At 66.7% G+C, this 17,182-nt stretch carries 15 protein-coding genes; 2 read left to right on the top strand and 13 right to left on the bottom strand.

Going from position 1 to position 17,182, the window contains the following annotated elements:
- Nucleotides 1-3: 3 nt before the first annotated feature.
- From E7V67_006720 to E7V67_006665, 12 genes are all read right to left on the bottom strand, one after another.
- On the bottom strand, nucleotides 4-1,173 hold the full coding sequence (locus tag E7V67_006720; protein ID WUR14799.1) for a patatin-like phospholipase family protein: 1,170 nt from the start codon (nucleotides 1,171-1,173) through the stop codon (nucleotides 4-6).
- A gap of 163 nt (nucleotides 1,174-1,336) precedes the next feature.
- Complete coding sequence (gene ggt, locus E7V67_006715; protein ID WUR14798.1) at nucleotides 1,337-3,112, bottom strand: gamma-glutamyltransferase; 1,776 nt, start codon at nucleotides 3,110-3,112, stop codon at nucleotides 1,337-1,339.
- A 64-nt stretch (nucleotides 3,113-3,176) separates the two neighbouring features.
- Entirely contained in the window at nucleotides 3,177-3,944 is a 768-nt protein-coding gene (locus tag E7V67_006710; protein ID WUR14797.1) for a 3-hydroxyacyl-CoA dehydrogenase, read from the bottom strand.
- Between the two features lie 145 nt (nucleotides 3,945-4,089).
- Complete coding sequence (locus tag E7V67_006705; GenBank protein ID WUR14796.1) at nucleotides 4,090-4,626, bottom strand: hypothetical protein; 537 nt, start codon at nucleotides 4,624-4,626, stop codon at nucleotides 4,090-4,092.
- Between the two features lie 93 nt (nucleotides 4,627-4,719).
- Nucleotides 4,720-6,876, bottom strand: coding sequence for a sodium-translocating pyrophosphatase (locus tag E7V67_006700; GenBank protein ID WUR14795.1), 2,157 nt, complete (start codon nucleotides 6,874-6,876; stop codon nucleotides 4,720-4,722).
- A gap of 169 nt (nucleotides 6,877-7,045) precedes the next feature.
- Nucleotides 7,046-7,702 carry an adenylate kinase gene (gene adk / locus E7V67_006695; GenBank protein ID WUR14794.1) on the bottom strand — a complete coding sequence of 219 codons (657 nt, stop codon included), beginning with the start codon at nucleotides 7,700-7,702 and terminating at the stop codon, nucleotides 7,046-7,048.
- A gap of 125 nt (nucleotides 7,703-7,827) precedes the next feature.
- Nucleotides 7,828-8,577: a 3-deoxy-manno-octulosonate cytidylyltransferase gene (gene kdsB, locus E7V67_006690; protein ID WUR14793.1), complete on the bottom strand. Its 750-nt coding sequence runs from the start codon at nucleotides 8,575-8,577 to the stop codon at nucleotides 7,828-7,830.
- A gap of 3 nt (nucleotides 8,578-8,580) precedes the next feature.
- Nucleotides 8,581-8,757: a Trm112 family protein gene (locus tag E7V67_006685; protein WUR14792.1), complete on the bottom strand. Its 177-nt coding sequence runs from the start codon at nucleotides 8,755-8,757 to the stop codon at nucleotides 8,581-8,583.
- Nucleotides 8,738-9,772: a tetraacyldisaccharide 4'-kinase gene (lpxK, locus tag E7V67_006680; protein WUR14791.1), complete on the bottom strand. Its 1,035-nt coding sequence runs from the start codon at nucleotides 9,770-9,772 to the stop codon at nucleotides 8,738-8,740. The genes E7V67_006685 and lpxK overlap by 20 nt, the downstream gene beginning before the upstream one ends.
- A 22-nt stretch (nucleotides 9,773-9,794) precedes the next feature.
- Nucleotides 9,795-10,217, bottom strand: coding sequence for a biopolymer transporter ExbD (locus E7V67_006675; GenBank protein ID WUR14790.1), 423 nt, complete (start codon nucleotides 10,215-10,217; stop codon nucleotides 9,795-9,797).
- Between the two features lie 14 nt (nucleotides 10,218-10,231).
- Nucleotides 10,232-10,837 (bottom strand): MotA/TolQ/ExbB proton channel family protein, encoded by a 606-nt coding sequence (locus E7V67_006670; GenBank protein ID WUR14789.1) that lies wholly within the window; start codon nucleotides 10,835-10,837, stop codon nucleotides 10,232-10,234.
- Between the two features lie 152 nt (nucleotides 10,838-10,989).
- Nucleotides 10,990-11,289: a hypothetical protein gene (locus E7V67_006665; GenBank protein ID WUR14788.1), complete on the bottom strand. Its 300-nt coding sequence runs from the start codon at nucleotides 11,287-11,289 to the stop codon at nucleotides 10,990-10,992.
- A gap of 581 nt (nucleotides 11,290-11,870) precedes the next feature.
- Between E7V67_006665 and xseA the strand changes: the two genes are divergently transcribed.
- Together xseA and sodB are read left to right on the top strand one after the other, a co-directional pair.
- Nucleotides 11,871-13,229, top strand: coding sequence for an exodeoxyribonuclease VII large subunit (gene xseA, locus E7V67_006660; GenBank protein WUR14787.1), 1,359 nt, complete (start codon nucleotides 11,871-11,873; stop codon nucleotides 13,227-13,229).
- A gap of 194 nt (nucleotides 13,230-13,423) precedes the next feature.
- Nucleotides 13,424-14,002, top strand: coding sequence for a superoxide dismutase [Fe] (gene sodB / locus E7V67_006655; protein WUR14786.1), 579 nt, complete (start codon nucleotides 13,424-13,426; stop codon nucleotides 14,000-14,002).
- A gap of 74 nt (nucleotides 14,003-14,076) precedes the next feature.
- On the opposite strand, the gene E7V67_006650 is transcribed toward sodB, so the two are convergent.
- Complete coding sequence (locus E7V67_006650; GenBank protein ID WUR14785.1) at nucleotides 14,077-17,169, bottom strand: heparinase II/III family protein; 3,093 nt, start codon at nucleotides 17,167-17,169, stop codon at nucleotides 14,077-14,079.
- Nucleotides 17,170-17,182: the final 13 nt, after the last annotated feature.

Here is a 17,182-nt window from a genome sequence, read left to right as displayed (position 1 = left end):
TCGTCACGCTCCGAAAAATGCCAGCACGTCGGCACGGCGGGCGTAGGTGTCGTGCTGGCCCAGGCGGATCAGCTCATTGGTGTAGCTGGCCTCGAACAGCAGGTAGGAAGCCAGCGCGGCGCCGCGCGCCTCGGTGGCGCCGATCCCGGAGAGCAGCGTGCGCACCGGCGCCGGCAGGCTGCCGATGTGGCGCAGCGCCAGCTCGTCGAGCCGCTCGGATGGCGCGATGACGAGCAGCTGCACGGGACGCAGCGGCGTCTTTTCCAGCAGCTCGGGCGGCAGCACGGACAGGGTCTGGTTGATGCGGTTCAGCCGTTCGATGTCCACCGCCAGGCTGTCGAGGAAGATCGACGACATCGCGTGGCCGGCGATCTGCGCCAGGCTGGGATAACGGGCCGACTCGGTCGCGGCGCGCGCCGGCTCCGTCAGCCGGCCGGCGCCGACGACCAGCACCTTGGCGGCGCCCAGGTGGATCGCTGGCGAGATCGGCGCCAGCTGGCGCATCGAGCCGTCGCCGCAATACTCGCGGTGGCCGCCCAGGAACAGCGGCGTGGCGGGGAAGATGAACGGGATCGCGGACGACGCCAGCAGGTGCTCGACGCCGATCTGGTCCTGCAGCGCCACGCGCTGCATGCGCACCCACGGCGCGATCTCGGCGGCGGTCTGGTAGAAGGTCAGGTGCTGCCCCCCGGTGTACGACGACGCCGTCACCGCGACCGCGTGCAGCAGGCCTTCCTGCAGCACGCTGTCCAGGCGCGGCAGGTCCAGCATGCGGTGCAGCAGGTTGACCAGCGGCGTGTTGTCCAGTAGTGAGTTGGGCGGCGCCGCATGCCATTTGCGCAGCAGCCAGCCGAACGACAGCAGCGACAGCCAGCGCGCACCCGAGCGCAGCACGCCCAGCGAATCGGCGCGGTAGACCTGGGCCACGGCGATGTGCGACCACACGTCCAGCAGGCGCGCCACGCTTTCGCCGAAGTTATCGGCGCGACAAGCCAGCGCCGTCGCGTTGATCGCGCCGGCGGACGTGCCGCAGATGATTTGAAACGGATTCCGGGCCGGCGGCCAACCGGCTTCCAGCAAGATGTCGGAGATCGCCTGCAGCACCCCGACCTGGTAGGCGGCACGGGCGCCGCCCCCGGTCAGTATCAGGCCGGTCTTCTTTTTCATTCCCATTTACTAAGGGTAACACGAGGGGGCTTGGGTCGGGTGGTGCCTGGGGCCAGATTGCAACAGCTTTGGACCTACGGTAACTCGCATCTTGAGACCCATGGTGACAGGCACCTGTCTGCGGCTCGGAGAGCCGCAGACAGGTGCCTGTCACCGGCGGGTTTGCTGCTCAATCGCCCTTGACGATCCCCTCGCGGCGCGGATCGGCGCCGCCGAACCACGCATCGCGGCCGTCGCGGGTGATGCGCTGGATGCCCTGCAGGCCCGAGTTCTGCTCGAACTGGCGCACCTCGTGGCCGCGCGCCTTCAGCTGCTGCACGGTGGCGTCCGGGAAGCGCCCCGCTTCCAGCTCGGTCGGGCCGTTGCGGCTGCCGAAATTGGGCAGGCTGATGGCCTGCTGCACGTCCAGGTTCCAGTCCAGCGTGCCGACCAGCACCTTGGCCACGTAGTTGATGATGGCCGAACCGCCCGGCGAGCCGGTGGCCAGCACCAGTTTCCTGGTCGCCTTGTCGAACACCAGCGTGGGCGACATCGCGCTGCGCGGGCGCTTGCCCGGCTGCACGCGGTTGGCGATCGGGCCGTTCTCGTCCACAGCGTCGAACGAAAAATCGGTCAGCTGGTTGTTCAGCATGAAGCCGTCCACCATCTGGCGCGAACCGAAGGCATCCTCCACCGAGGTCGTCATCGACAGGCCGTTGCCGTACTGGTCGACGGCGACCAGGTGCGACGTGGATGGCTTGTCCAGCGCCGTGTCCGTGCCCCACGCCACCTGCATGCCCAGCGGCGTGCCGGCGCGCGCGCTGCCCATCGACTGCGTGCCGATCAGTGCGGCGCGCCGGGCCAGGTAGCGCTTGTCCAGCAGCGCCGCCACGCCGTTGCCCGGCAGCGGCACGAAGTCGGTGTCGGCCACGTAGCGATTGCGGTCGGCGTAGGCCAGCCGGCCGGCCTCGCTGAACAGGTGCAGCGCCTGCGCGTCCGGCACGCCGTTCACGGGACGGTGCGCGGCGATGTCGGTCGATTCCAGGATGCCCAGCATCTCGGCGATCGCGATGCCGCCGGAAGAAGGCGGCGGCGCGCCGCACACGGTCCACTTGCGGTAGTCGCTGCAGACCGGATCGCGTTCCTTGGCGCGGTAGTCGGCGATGTCCTTGGCGGTCAACAGGCCGGGATTGGTCGGATGGTTCCTCACCTTGGCGGCGATGTCGCGCGCGATGCGGCCCTGGTAGAACGCGTCCGCCCCACCCTTGGCCACCTCGCGCAGCACCCTGGCCAGCTCGGGATTCTTCAGCAGGTAGCCGACCGGGCGCGGCTGCCCCGCGCCGTCGTAGAAGTACGCCGCGGCGACCGGATCGCGCGTCAGGCGCTTCTGGTCGTAGCGCAGCAGCGCGTGCAGGCGCGGGCTGACGTTGAAGCCCTGCTCGGCCAGTTCGATCGCCGGCTGGAACAGCGTCGCCCAGCGCAGCTTGCCATGGTGCTTGTGTGCCAGCTCCAGCATGCGCAGCACGCCCGGGGCGCCGGTCGAACGTCCGCCCACGATGCCGGTCTCGCGCGACACCGGCTTGCCGTCCTGGTCCAGGAACAGCCGTTCGGTGGCGGCCATCGGCGCCGTCTCGCGGCCGTCGTAGGAACGCACCTTGCTGCCATCGAAATGCACCAGGAAGGCGCCGCCGCCGATGCCGGACGATTGCGGCTCCACCAGGGTCAACACCATCTGCGTGGCGATCGCCGCGTCGAGCGCCGTGCCGCCCTGCTTCAGCATGCGGTAGCCGGCCTCGGTGGCCAGCGGGTTGGCGGCGGCCACCATGTATTTCGACGCGGTCCATCCGGTCTTGGCGGTATAGCCGGTGGCGATTTCCGGCGCCGCCTGCGTGGCATCCTGGGCGTGCAGCGCGGGCGCCGCGCACAGCAGCGCGGCGGCCCAGGCCAGATTCTTGAAACGGTTCATGAACTCTCTCGCAAAACAAAACGCGCGGGCGGTCCCGCGCGCTCCTGATTGCGGCAATGCTACCTTATTTCGGCTGCATGCGAATGGCGCCGTCCAGGCGGATCGTCTCGCCGTTCAGCATGACGTTCTCGATGATCGTCCTGGCCAGGTGGGCGTATTCGTCCGGCTTGCCCAGGCGCGGCGGGAACGGCACCATCTTGCCCAGCGCGTCCTGCACCTCGGCCGGCATCCCCAGCAGCATCGGCGTCTCGAAGATGCCCGGCGCGATCGTCATCACGCGAATGCCGCTGCGCGACAGGTCGCGCGCCATCGGCAGCGTCATGCCGGCCACGGCGGCCTTCGATGCGGCGTAGGCGGCCTGGCCGATCTGGCCGTCGAACGCGGCGACGGAGGCCGTGTTGATGATCACGCCGCGCTCGTTCTGCGCGGCGGCCTCGGTCCTGCTCATCGCGTCGGCCGCCAGGCGGCACATATTGAAGGTGCCGATCAGGTTGATGTTGACGGCGCGCTGGAACACGTCCAGCGGGTGCGGGCCGTCCTTGCCGACGGTCTTCACGGCCGGCGCGATGCCGGCGCAGTTGACCAGGCCGCGCAGCGTGCCGAACGCGGTGGCCGCGGCCACGACGGCTTGGCCGTCCGCCTCGGACGTGACGTCGCAGCGCACGAAGCGCGCCGCGTCCGCGCCCAGTTCGCGCGCCAGCGCCTCGCCCGCCTCGGCCTGCACGTCGGCCAGCACGACCTTGCCGCCCGCCTGCGCCAGCATGCGCGCCGTCGCGGCGCCCAGGCCGGACGCGCCGCCCGTGATGATGAATACGTTACCGTTGATCTGCATTGTTGGTGTCTCCTTCGTAGTGGGTGACGTTTACGTTAACGTCAACCACTATTGTAGCGCGCTGGCTGAACCCGTGGTGTCAGGCACCGATCTTCGGGTCTCCGACCCGAAGATCGGTGCCTGACACCTGCGGGTTAGCGCTGCTTTACATGCAGGTGATGACGCCGGCCGCGCTGCTGCACAAGCGCCCGCTGGGGCTCGTCAGCACGGGGCCGTTGTACTGCGTGCCGGCCGCGTCGCGGCAGCCCGCCGGGCCGCAGGTAGCGGGGACCGGCTGGCTGACGCCGGGCGGTGGCGCGGCAAAGGCGCCGGGCGCGTGGTTGACGTAGGGCGACGGCGGCGGCGTGACCGAGGTGCCGGGCGCCGGCGCCACCTGGCTCGTGCGCGGGGTCAATGCGAACAGCGGCGCGGGCGGTTCGGCCGGCGCGGTGGTGACGGGTGGCGTGGGCTCGACCTGCAGCGGTACCGGCCGGCGTGGCATTGGGCGCCTGGGTGGCGCCGTGCGGCACGGCTCGACGGCCAGGCCGCGCCCGTCGGGACGCAGCTTGCAGACGGGCAGGCGCGCGTAGGCGGCGCGCTCGGCGGGTGTGATCGTCGAGGTGACGGGCGGTTCGGCGTACGCCAGGCTTGCCAGCAGCGCCAACATGGCAAAGGCGCTGCCGCGGCGGATGGTTGGGATCATCGGAGGCTCCGGGTCGGTACCAGATGATACGCCGGGGGCGCGGCCTGGCATCGCACTGTTGGCTGGCGAGACCCGGTGCTGCTTACCGGTGCTTCAGCGCTGCGCCTTCACTTCCGGCGCGGGCCGTGCCGGCGTCGCCTCCGCCGCCACCTGCGCCTTGGCCGGCCCGTGCGCCAGCAAGGGCTCGGCGGTGACGGCCAGCCAGCCGGTGGTCGGCAGCAGCGGCACCAGCAGCAGCGCGACGATGTTGATGATCTTGATCAGGGGATTGACGGCCGGGCCGGCCGTGTCCTTGTAGGGGTCGCCCACGGTGTCGCCCGTGACGGCGGCCTTGTGCGCGTCCGAGCCCTTGCCGCCGTGGTGGCCGTCCTCGATGAACTTCTTGGCGTTGTCCCAGGCGCCGCCGCCCGTGGTCATCGAGATCGCCACGAACAGCCCCGTGATGATGGTCCCCATCAGCATGCCGCCCAGCGCCGCGGGTCCCAGCAGCATGCCGACCAGGATCGGCACGATCACCGGCAGCAGCGAAGGCACGATCATCTCGCGGATGGCGGACGCCGTCAGCATGTCCACCGCCTTGTCGTATTCGGGCCGGCCGCTGCCGTCCATGATGCCCTTGATGTCGCGGAACTGGCGCCGCACCTCGACGACGACGGCGCCGGCCGCCCGCCCCACCGCTTCCATCGCCATCGCGCCGAACAGGTAGGGAATCAGGCCGCCGATGAACAGGCCGACGATCACCATCGGGTTGGACAGGTCGAACGTCATCGTCTTGCCGACCGACTCCAGCGCGTGCGTGTAGTCGGCGAACAGCACCAGCGCGGCCAGGCCGGCCGAGCCGATCGCATAGCCCTTGGTGACGGCCTTGGTCGTGTTGCCCACCGCGTCCAGCGGGTCGGTGATCGCGCGCACGGAGTCGGGCATGCCGGCCATCTCGGCGATGCCGCCGGCGTTGTCGGTGATGGGGCCGTAGGCGTCCAGCGCGACGATGATGCCGGCCATCGACAGCATCGCCGTGGCGGCCACCGCGATGCCGTACAGGCCGGCCAGCTTGAACGACACCAGGATCGCCACGCACACGGCCAGCACCGGCCAGGCGGTGGACTTCATCGATACGCCCAGTCCCGCGATGATGTTGGTGCCGTGGCCCGTGGTGGAAGCATCGGCGATGTGCTGTACCGGCTTAAAGTCGGTACCGGTATAGAACTCGGTGATGTAGACCATCAGGCCGGTCAGCACGATGCCCACAAAAGTGGCGCCCATCATCTTCCAGCGCATCGTGTCGTCGGTCCACAACAGCCAGGTGACGACGGCGAAGCCGATCAGCGACAGGATCGCCGACCACCACAGCCCCGTGTACAGCGCCGACATGATCTTCTTGCCCGGCTTGGCCTTGACGAACAGGCAGCCGACGATCGACGCCAGGATCGACACGCCGCCCAGCAGCAGCGGGTACAGCATCGCCTCGTGCGGCGCGTCCGTGATCATCAGGGCGCCCAGCAGCATCGTCGCGATCAGGGTCACGACATAGGTCTCGAACAGGTCGGCCGCCATGCCGGCGCAGTCGCCCACGTTGTCGCCCACGTTGTCGGCGATGACGGCCGGGTTGCGCGGATCGTCCTCCGGGATGCCCGCTTCCACCTTGCCGACCAGGTCGGCGCCGACGTCCGCGCCCTTGGTGAAGATGCCGCCGCCCAGGCGCGCGAAGATCGAGATCAGCGAGGCACCGAAGGCCAGCCCGATCAGGGGCTTGACGACGTCATGCGGCGTCATTTGCGGTGCCGGGTAGGCGCTGGCCGAGAACGTGGTCAGCATCCAGTAGAACAGCGCCACGCCCAACAGCCCCAGGCCGACCACCAGGAGGCCGGTGATGGCGCCACCGCGGAAGGCGACATTCAACGCTTCGTTCATCCCTATCGACGCCGCCTGCGCCGTACGCACGTTGGCGCGCACGGAGACGTTCATGCCGATGAAGCCGCAGGCGCCGGACAGCACCGCGCCGATCAGGAAGCCCAGCGCCGTGTGGGCGCCCAGCATGGAGAAGATGGCCAGCAGGAGGATGACGCCGACGATGCCGATCGTCCGGTACTGCCGCGCCAAGTACGCGCCCGCTCCCTGCTGGATCGCATTGGAGATTTCCTGCATGCGCGCATTGCCCGCGTCCTGCCCCAGGATCCAGCTGCGTGAATACAGCCCGTACACGACGGCGATGACGCCGCACGCCACAGCAAACCACAGACTAGCTGCCATATGTCCCCCAATGTTATCGGATCTTCAGTGAAACAACGCCTTTTCAGAAAACCGCCCAAGCGGGCGGCCTGCCAAACCACGTGCTGCAAAATCGCGATACCGCCGATCGGAGGACCGGCGTGTAGTAGTCATGAAAAAAAAAGCGGACCCGCAGGTCCGCCTTGTCGCGTTACTCCGCCAGTGCGGCAAACGCCCGGTCGCGGATTTCCTCCACCGGACCGACGCCTTCGATGCGGCGGTATTTCGGCGCCATCGGGTCGCCCGACTTGGCCCATTCGTTGTAGTAGCCCAGCAGCACTTCGGTCTGGTTGTGATACACGTCCAGGCGCTTCTTCACGGTCTCGGCGCGGTCGTCGTCACGCTGTACCAGCGGCTCGCCCGTCACGTCGTCCAGCCCTTCCACCTTCGGCGGGTTGAACTTGACGTGGTAGACGCGGCCCGAACCCTGGTGGCAGCGGCGGCCGTCCATGCGCTCGATGATCGATTCGTCCGGCACGGCGATTTCCAGCACGTAGTCGATCTTCACGCCGGCATCCTTCATCGCATCGGCCTGCGCGATCGTGCGCGGGAAGCCGTCGAACAGGTAGCCATTGGCGCAGTCCGCTTCCTTCAGGCGGTTCTTCACCAGGCCGATGATGATATCGTCCGACACCAGCTGGCCAGCGTCCATGACCTTCTTGGCGGCGATGCCCAGTTCGCTGCCGGCCGCGATGGCGGCACGCAGCATGTCGCCAGTCGAAATCTGAGGAATATTGTATTTTTCCTTGATGAAGTTGGCCTGGGTGCCCTTGCCGGCGCCGGGAGCTCCTAACAGAATGAGACGCATGAAAATTCCTAGAACGTTTTTAATAATATGGTAAGTGTGTCAGGGTTGTGACGAAACTTACCACAAAACGCCGCCGCAACGCCACCTTGGGAGCGTTTTAGCCACGTAATTTGATCGGACTTTATTCAGTCGAAGTGACGGCGCACGCGCGCCAGATCTTCCGGCGTGTCGACCCCGGGTGCGGGCGCCGCATCGGTGACGTGCACGGCAATCGGGTGGCCGTGCCACAACACGCGCAGCTGCTCGAGCGCCTCGATGGTTTCCAGCGGCGACTGCTCCAGGCCGGGGTAAGCCTGCAAGAAATCGTTGCGGTAGGCGTACAGGCCGATGTGGCGCAGCGGCGCATACCCGGCCGGCAGGATGTCGCGGCTGGCGGCGAACGCGTCGCGCGCCCAGGGAATCGTGGCGCGGCTGAAGTACAGCGCGCGGCCGGCCTTGTCCAGCACGACTTTCACGACATTCGGATTGAAAGCTTCCGCCGCGTCGCCGATCGGATGGGCACAGGTCGCCATCGGCACGTCCGCGCCGATGCGGCCGGCGCAGGCGGCCAGCAGGGCCGGGTCGATCAGCGGCTCGTCGCCCTGCAGGTTGACGACGACGGCTTCCGGCGCCAGCGCCAGCGCGCGCGCCACCTCGGCGATGCGGTCGGTGCCGGACGGATGGTCGGCGCGCGTCATGCACGCCTCGATGCCGTGCGCCACGCAGGCCGCGCGGATCGATTCGTGGTCGGTGGCGACGATGATGCGGGCCGCGCCGGACAGGCGCGCGCGCTCGGCCACGCGCACGATCATCGGCTTGCCACCCAGGTCGGCCAGCGGCTTGTTCGGCAGGCGGGTCGAGGCCAGCCGCGCCGGAATGATGACGACGAAGGACACCGCTTACTCGACCGTGTCCTGCAGGGTGCGGGCCTCGTCGGCCCACATGATCGGGATACCGTCGCGGATCGGGAAGGCCAGGCGGTCGCCGCGGCAAATCAGTTCCTGGGCCTTCTTGTCGTGCACCAGCGGGCCCTTGCAGACAGGGCAGACCAGGATATCAAGCAAACGTGCGTCCACGGCATTTCTCCACAATGTGTTCGGCCAGCGCAGCATCGATCTGCGCGCTGACCGGAACGACCCACAGCCGGGGATCGTTTCTCAGTTCTTCGATGTGTGCGCATTTTACTGCATCCTTCTCCGTCATCAAGATCAGGTCCGCGTCCAGCCCGGCGAGCGGGTTGTCGAGGAAGTCGTGATGGTCGGGCAGCGCCAGCTCGGTAAAGCGCAGGCCGGCGCCGGCCAGCAGTGCGAAGAAGCGCTGCGGATTGCCGATGCCGGCCACCGCCGCCAGCTTGCTTGCGCGCGCCGCCAGCGCCGCCAGCGGCACCCGCTCGGCGCGGTCGGCCAGGCGCTCGGCCACGTCGCCGCGCATCGTCATCTGGAACAGCGGACCGCCATTGCCCACCTGCTCTGCCAGCGCCGGCGTCAGCGCGAGCGTGTTGACGACGGTGACGTCGCGCTTGCGCCCCGGCGGCTCGCGCAGCGGCCCGGCCGGCAGGGTCCAGCCGTTGCCGGTGCCGCGCGCATCGAACAGCACCACCTCGACGTCGCGCCGCAGCGCGTAATGCTGCAGGCCGTCGTCGGTCAGGATGACGTCCACTGCGGGATGGGCGGCCAGCAGCGCGCGGCCGGCGGCAACGCGGTCGCGCCCGACCACGACGGGGCAGCCGGCGCGGCTGGCGATCAAGACCGGCTCGTCGCCCACCTCGGCCGGCGTGGACATTGGGGTGACGGCGCGCGGCGCGCTGCCCTTGGCGCCGAAGCCGCGCGAGACGACACCCGGCGTCAGGCCGGCCGCGCGCAACTGCTCGACCAGCCAGATCGTCAGCGGCGTCTTGCCGGTCCCGCCAATGAAGATATTTCCGACCACGACGACCGGCACGGGCAGCGCGGCCGAACGCAGCACCTTGGCGCGAAACAGCAGCCGGCGCAGCGCGGCCAAGGCGCGGAACAGCAGGGAGACGGGATACAGCGCGCAGGCCAGCGGGCCGCGCCGCAGCCAGGCGCGCGTGAGGGTGGTTTCCAGCGACATCGTCAGCGCGACAGGAACGGCGTCATTTGCCGCTGCCCGACTGGGCGGCGAACGTCAGCCGGTCGAAGCCGGCGATGCGCGCCGCCTCCATCACGTTGACGACCATCTGGTGCATCGCGAACTGGTCGGCGTTGACGACGACGACCGGATTGGCGCCCGGCTTCGCCGCATTCCTCAACGACTGCGCCAGCCCGCCGACGTCGCGGAAGGAGACGGGCGCGCCGTTGACGGTGTAGTTGCCCTTGGCATCGACGGTCACGTCGATCTGGTTCGGTTGTTCGACGGCCTTCTCGGCGTCCGCCGTCGGCAGCGTGATCTGCAGCTCCGTGAACTTGCTGTAGGTGGTCGTCACCATCAGGAAGATCAGGATCACGAGCAGCACGTCGATGAACGGGATCAGGTTGATCTCCGGGTCCTCGCGGCGTTGGCCTTTGCGGAAGTTCACGGCGTGCGGCTCCGTTATTTGCGCGAGTTGTGCACGACGTCGACGAAGCGCACGGCCTGCTGCTCCATCTGCAGCACGAAGCTGTCCACCAGCGCGCGGAAGTGGCGGTAGAACACCAGGGTCGGCATCGCAATCGCCAGGCCGAAGCCCGTGTTGTACAACGCCACCGAGATGCCGTGCGCCAGCTGGGCGGGATTGGTTCCGCTGGGGTTCTGGGCGCCGAAGATCTCGATCATGCCGACGACGGTGCCGAACAGGCCCATCAGCGGTGCCAGGGTGGCGATGGTGCCCAGGGTGGTGAGGAAGCGCTCCAGCGTGTGGGCGACGCCGCTGCCGGCCTCCTCGATCGATTCCTTCATGACTTCGCGCGGCGCATCGACGTTGCGCAGCGCGGCGGACAGCACCACGCCCAGCGGCGAACTGGACTCCAGCTTGGCGATGATGTCCGGTGTGACGTTGCCGCTCTGGTAGATGCGCACTACCTCGTCCAGCGTGCTGGGCGGCAGGATGCGGGTGCGCCGCAGCGACATCAGCCGCTCCACGATCAAAGCGGTGGCGACGATGGAAGCGATCAGCAGCAACCAGATGGGCCAGCCGGCGGCTTGGAAGATGGCAAGCAAAACGAACTCCTTGGATGATGGGCAGGCAACAGCCAGACGCGCAATGTAGCGTGTTGGGCGGCGCTCGGCAAGTACGGTCCGGCTGCGGTGCCATGGCCGTCCACGAAGCCTGCTCTTCTTCACATTTTCTGTGGAAAAGATTGTGATAAACGTCAAGAAATAGTCGTAAGCCGTTGATTATATTCAAATTTATTTTGATGCCTTAAATTTGAGCAGCAGAACCGAGGTCGCTCGTCTGTGCGCTTTTTCACATTTTCTGTGGACAATATTGTTAGCAATGCCCACGCCGCGCACCCAAGTGCTTGATATTGCTGAGTATTTTGGCTGTGCGCGTTTTCGTTGCAGCCACGCTCCAGGTCGTGTCTTGGCGCATGTTCGGTTCTGCACATAAACTGTTGATAAAACTGTTGGCAATGGCCAGAACGGCTGAGCAAGTCCTTGATTTCGCTCATGAAAGTTACTCTGCCTAAATTTCGTGCATGGGTGAGAAATTGCCGCGCTGTGCCCTGCCGCGAGGATAAACTGCCGCTTCTGCACAAAAACTGTGGACAATATTGTGCGCAAGCGTTGTGGGTAGCCGTAATCCCTTGATTTGAATCAGAAAAAACAATGTGCCCGGTTTTTAGGCAGGCCTCGGCGTGTTCACGGCGGCGTTCGGCAGGCAGGGCGGCAGGGCTTCCCCGTTGCGTCTTCTGCACAGCTTTTGTGGATAATCTTGTGGGGAAGGCGACTACCTCTCAGGTAAGTGCTTGAAAACAATCACAAATGTATCTTTGCGGCATTTTTTGGCAGCGGTCGGGCGCTTATCCCCGTTTGCTCACAAATTCTGTGGATATCTTTGTGCGTAACACCTGCCGCCATCAGCAAAGTCATTGATCTGTAAGAGAATTCTTACGCTGCACGCGAATGCAGCATTTGGGTTTACGTTTACAAATCAAGTGTTTACAAAAACACCTTGCGGTAAAAGGCGAGATATGACATAAGCATGACCGCTCCATGACAGTGTGGATAGCATCCAAGAAACCTCAGCACCATGACCATCAATAGCCCCGATCCCGCATTCGAACAGCCCGCCGTCATCACGGTCAGTGCCCTGAACCAGGCCGTCGGCCGCCTGCTGGAGCGCTCGTTCCCGCTGACGTGGATCGCGGGCGAGATTTCCAACTTCACGCGCGCCAGCTCCGGTCATTGGTACTTCACCTTGAAGGACGACGCGGCCCAGGTGCGCGCCGTGATGTTCCGCGGCCGCGCCCAGTACGCCGGCTTCGTGCCGCGCGAAGGCGACAAGGTCGAGGTGCGCGCCCTGGTCACGCTGTACGGCCCGCGCGGCGACTACCAGATCAATGTGGAAGCCATCCGCCGTGCCGGTGTGGGCGCGCTGTTCGAAGCCTTCATGCGCCTGAAGGAAAAGCTGGCGGCGGCCGGCCTGTTCGACGAGGCGCGCAAGCGTCCCCTGCCCCTGTTCCCGCGCACCATCGGCATCGTCACCAGCCCCCAGGCGGCGGCGCTGCGCGACGTGCTGACGGCGCTGCGCCGGCGCGCGCCGCACGTGCGCGTCGTCTTGTACCCGACACTGGTGCAGGGTCAGCTGGCGGCGGCGCGCATCGCCGAGGCCATCGACACGGCCTCGCGCCGGGCCGAGTGCGACGTGCTGCTGGTCTGCCGCGGCGGCGGCAGCATCGAGGACCTGTGGTGCTTCAACGAGGAAGTGGTGGCGTACGCCATCGCCAACTGCCGCATGCCGGTGATTTCTGGCGTCGGCCACGAGACCGACTTCACGATCGCCGACTTCGCCGCCGACCTGCGCGCGGCCACGCCCACGGCGGCCGCCGAACTGGCCGCCACGCCGCGCGGCGACTGGCTGGCCTCGCTGCGGGCGGACGCGGCCGACCTGCGGCGCGCGCTGCGCCGCACGCTGGACGACGCCGCACAGACTCTGGACAACCACGCGCGCCGTCTGCAGAGTCCGTCGGCCCGCATCCGCCAGCAGCGCCTGCAACTGCTGGCGCTGTCCACCGCCATGATGCACGCCAACCGCGCGCCGCTGAACGCGTCGCGCCACGGCCTCGAGCGGCTGGCCGGCCGGCTGGCGGCGCGCCGTCCCGACACCCGTCCCGTGCGCGCCCACCTGGCCGCGCTGCAGCATCGCTGCACGGTCAATATCGGCAACGGCCTGGCGCAGCGGCGCGAGGCACTGCAGGCGCTGGCCGCGCAGCTCGAGCTGCTCAATCCGCAGCGCACCCTGGAACGGGGCTATGCGATCGTCACCAACGAGAAGGGGGCGATCCTGCGCTCGCCTGGCCAGATCCAGCCGCGCGGGACGTTGACGGTGCGGCTGGCCGAGGGCAGCGCGGCGGTGCAGGTGGCTGGCGTGCAGGCAACGCTTGAGTAACCCCGTGGTGACAGGCACCGATCTGCGGGTCGACGACCCGCAGATCGGTGCCTGTCACCATAGGGCTCGGCGGATCAGCCGTTACCTCCTAAGCCGCACGTTTTACAGGGGATTTCGGCAACGCCCGGGACAACGCATTACAATAGTGGTCGATCTGGCAAACTGATTGTTGTCTCAACTAAAAGGAAACAAATATGGAACATACCCTGCCGCCACTGCCGTATGCGATGGATGCCCTGCAGCCGCACATCTCCAAGGAAACCCTGGAATACCACTACGGCAAGCACCACCAGGCCTATGTAACGAACCTGAACAACCTGATCAAGGGTACCGAGTTCGAGAACATGTCCCTCGAAGAGATCATCAAGAAGTCGTCCGGTGGCGTCTTCAACAACTCCGCCCAGGTGTGGAACCACACGTTCTACTGGAACTGCATGGCCCCGAACGCGGGCGGCGCGGCCACCGGCGCCGTGGCGGACGCGATCAACGCCAAATGGGGTTCGTTCGACAAGTTCAAGGAAGAGTTCAGCAAGTCCTGCGTGGGCAACTTCGGCTCCGGCTGGACCTGGCTGGTGAAGAAGGCCGACGGCACCGTCGACATCGTCAACACCTCCAACGCGCAGACCCCGCTGACGACGGCCGACAAGCCGCTGCTGACCTGCGACGTGTGGGAACACGCTTACTATGTCGACTACCGCAACGCCCGTCCGAAATACGTCGAGACGTTCTGGAACCTGGTCAACTGGAACTTCGTGAACGAACAGTTCGCCTGAGCGCTGCCCAGCCAATAAAAAAACCCGCCGCGGCGGGTTTTTTTTGCCCCGCGCCAGCGGGGCTCCTGCCGCCCTTAGGTGCGGTTCAGCTTGATGACGCCGTTGGTCGCCTTCAGCGTGCCGGTGCTGCTGCGGGTCAGCTTGACGCGCGTGCTGCTGACCTGCGTCAGCGTGTAGGCCGCTCCCTTCTGCAGGCCCACCACCAGCGTCGGCTGCTTCGGATTGGCGGCATCGACACTCCAGCTGATCTCGTCCGTCGTGGCGCCCGGTGCGACACCGCCATGGAACACGACCAGGCGGCCATCCGCCATCGAGACGGCGACCGCGTTGCCGTCGGCCGACAGCAGGCGCGCCTTCTCGACGACGGCGGCACCGCTGGTGGCGCCGTCGCTGTCATCCACGTGCAGCACGTTCAGGAAGTACTGCGCCGTGCCGAGCGCCGGTGCGGTGCGTGGCGTGATCTCGATGCGCCAGGCGCCGATGTCGGTGCCGCGCGAGTCTTCCGGCGGGTTCTCCAGGATGCCGTAATTGCGCCAGGCGTACGAACCGTCCGACTGCTTGGTACGCACCAGGAAGCGGCAATCCTGCGACGTGAACTCGCCGTGCGCCGGCTCATCCAGCTTGCCCTCCGGGACCGCCGCCTGGGTGCAGCTCGATCCTTCGTTCAGGCCACCCATCAGGGCGATATCGCTCTGCGCCGGCAGTAGCGGCTGCACGGTGACCATGCCGCCGCCATTGCGGATCGTCAGCGGCTCGGCGGCGCCGGCGAAATTAAAGGTGTAGCGGCCATTGTGCTCGTCGTTCGGCACGATCGTGCTGGTCGGCTTGTTCACGCTGTGCAGCAGCGACGTGATCTCCACGCCCAGCTTGGTCGGGCGCACGCTGTCGAACACCAGTACCTTCGGCCGTTCGCTGCGCGCCTGCGGGCGCAGGTAGACGATGCTGCGCAGGAAGCCAGCGTTGGCATCGAGCTTGCTGTTGACGTACGCCTTGCTGGCATTGCCCGTCACGTAGGCGTAGTCGACGCCCTCCTCGTACGATGCCACGCCATCGAGGACGTTCGAGCCGCCGACGTCGATCTGCTCGATGGTCGGGTAGGTGGGGCGGCTGCCGAACCACTGGCCGCCGTCATTGGCGGCGCGGCTGCCGAACGTTTCGGTCTTGTCGAACACCGTGATCGTGTTGTGGGCAATCGAGCGGGTGTAGTAGTTCAGCCAGTGCTCGCTGCCGTAGCGGTCATAGCGACCGGAATCCAGCAGCAGCGGCGCCTTGTAGCTGAGCGAGAAGCTGTTGTGGTCCAGGTGATGGTGGTTCTCGCTGATGAAGGAGCTGGACTTGAAGTCCAGCAGCGTGGCCTGGTCATGGTCCCAGGTGTCGCGCATGAACACGTTGCCGGAGCGCGTGAAATGGCGCGACAGCGGCAGCGTAGTGGTCGGCGCGGCCTTGCTCGGCTTCGGATACAGCAGGCGTTCCTCGAACGTGCTGTAATTATTGGACGCGCGCTGCGGCAGCACATCGTTCCAGTAGAACTTGGCGGCGTGCAGGTCGCCCGACGCCGCCCCGACCAGGGCCATGCTGCCGACGGCGCGCGCCGCCAGGTCGAACTTGAAGTCGTCGCCGGTCGCCGGGAAGCTGCCGTCGGCACGTACGCCATAGATGTACGGATAAGTCATGTACGGCGCCGACGCCATTTGCAGGCCCGAGGCACCCGTCAGCGCGCGGTTCCACATCACCAGGCGGTCGGCCTGTTCGCCGGAGTTGATCGCATAGGCGAACAGCGTCTGGTTGCCGCCGTTCTCGCCGACGAGATCGCGCGCGCGCAGGTAGCCTAACTTGAAGTGGTCGTACAGCGTGTCGATCAGCGGCTTGACCTCGGGGTTGGCGTCGGCGATCGCCAGCAGGCCCAGCAGCGAGCCCGTATTGGCGCTGGCCGTGTGGCCGCTCAGGTAGTTGGTGCGGATGTTCGGGCCGGGCGCGGTCGTGTAGCTGGGCTTGACCGCGCAATCGAACGGATTGGCCGTGATCTTCGGCGTCACCCAGACGCCGCTGGCATCCTTGGCCGCGCCACCGCAGACGGAGCCGAGCAGGTCGTCGGTCTCGTTCGGCACGTCGATCGCGATGGTCGCCTTGATGCGTTGAGCCAGTGCCTGGTGGTAGGTCAGCACGCCGTCCGGGCTGTCGCCTTTCAGTGCCTCGAACAGCCAGTCATAATAAATGCCCATCGCGCCCACACGGCCGCCCATGCTCCACTCGGGGCTGTCGGTCTCACCCGCGCCGGGCTCGGCTTTCAGCAGCAGCTTGATGTGCTTTTTCGCTGCCAGCAGGATGTCCGGGTTGCCGGTAAAGCGGTAGCTCAGCGACAGCCACTTGGCCGGCTCGGTGATCTTGCCGCGGCCGCCCTTCGTGGTATTGCAATATTCGCCCTGTTCGGCCAGTGGCTTGTTCAGGTCGCAGGTATTCAAGATCTTGTCGGCGATGATCTTGCTCGTCTGCAGGTAGCCCTGCCAGGATTTGTGCAGCGCCATCTCGACCGGCTGGTCCGTCACGGTCGACCATGCCGCACCCGTTTCCAGGTCGCGCACGCTGAGATTTGTCAGTACGCCACCGGCGCGTTCGCCCAGGATGAATTGCTGGCCGCTGGGCGACCAGTCGGCGGCCTGCGCGCTCCACTTCGCGGGCTGCAGCACGCCGTCCACGGTCAGGCTGGCTGTCTTCGCGACGCTGTCCCACGTCAGCACGAAGGTGTGCGGCTGCCCCGGCACCACGTCGACCCCGGCCGCGAAGGCGTTCAGCGGATTCGACGTCGCCGTACGTTGCAGGGCGAACTGCAGGCGCACCATGCCGGCCGGCACGTTATCGTCCAGGTAGCGGACCAGGATCGAATTCTGGCCATCCCAGCGGCCAAGGATGGCCGCGTTGGGACCGTCGCCGGTGCCCTTGGGCACCGGCGTCAGCGTGAACTTCAGTTCCCCCTTGCGCGCAGGCATGGACTTCGGGCCCACGGCAGCCTCGCGCGCCAGGCGGTCGAAATCGGCGGCGCTGGCATACAGGCGCGGGTGCTCGCTCTTGACGGTCACGCCGGACGGCAATCCGGCCAGGGCGCTTCCGGCAAACAGGGCCGAGATGGCGACGGCAACCGACTTGCGGACAATGGCAGCTCTCTTCATGGTTTCTCCAGGT

Origin of the sequence: [Empedobacter] haloabium, assembly GCA_008011715.2 — a bacterium.
Lineage (GTDB): Bacteria > Pseudomonadota > Gammaproteobacteria > Burkholderiales > Burkholderiaceae_D > Rugamonas > Rugamonas haloabia.
This window is presented reverse-complemented; position numbering and strand designations above follow the sequence as displayed.

What these genes read in the sequence shown, in the direction of transcription:
- lpxK (WUR14791.1), bottom strand. Translation starts at nt 9,772, where the DNA reads ATGTCGCTGGAAACCACCCTCACGCGCGCCTGGCTGCGGCGCGGCCCG.
- E7V67_006705 (WUR14796.1), bottom strand. Translation starts at nt 4,626, where the DNA reads ATGATCCCAACCATCCGCCGCGGCAGCGCCTTTGCCATGTTGGCGCTG.
- E7V67_006665 (WUR14788.1), bottom strand. Translation starts at nt 11,289, where the DNA reads ATGAGCGAAATCAAGGACTTGCTCAGCCGTTCTGGCCATTGCCAACAG.
- adk (WUR14794.1), bottom strand. Translation starts at nt 7,702, where the DNA reads ATGCGTCTCATTCTGTTAGGAGCTCCCGGCGCCGGCAAGGGCACCCAG.
- E7V67_006710 (WUR14797.1), bottom strand. Translation starts at nt 3,944, where the DNA reads ATGCAGATCAACGGTAACGTATTCATCATCACGGGCGGCGCGTCCGGC.
- xseA (WUR14787.1), top strand. Translation starts at nt 11,871, where the DNA reads ATGACCATCAATAGCCCCGATCCCGCATTCGAACAGCCCGCCGTCATC.
- sodB (WUR14786.1), top strand. Translation starts at nt 13,424, where the DNA reads ATGGAACATACCCTGCCGCCACTGCCGTATGCGATGGATGCCCTGCAG.
- E7V67_006700 (WUR14795.1), bottom strand. Translation starts at nt 6,876, where the DNA reads ATGGCAGCTAGTCTGTGGTTTGCTGTGGCGTGCGGCGTCATCGCCGTC.
- ggt (WUR14798.1), bottom strand. Translation starts at nt 3,112, where the DNA reads ATGAACCGTTTCAAGAATCTGGCCTGGGCCGCCGCGCTGCTGTGCGCG.
- E7V67_006720 (WUR14799.1), bottom strand. Translation starts at nt 1,173, where the DNA reads ATGGGAATGAAAAAGAAGACCGGCCTGATACTGACCGGGGGCGGCGCC.
- E7V67_006650 (WUR14785.1), bottom strand. Translation starts at nt 17,169, where the DNA reads ATGAAGAGAGCTGCCATTGTCCGCAAGTCGGTTGCCGTCGCCATCTCG.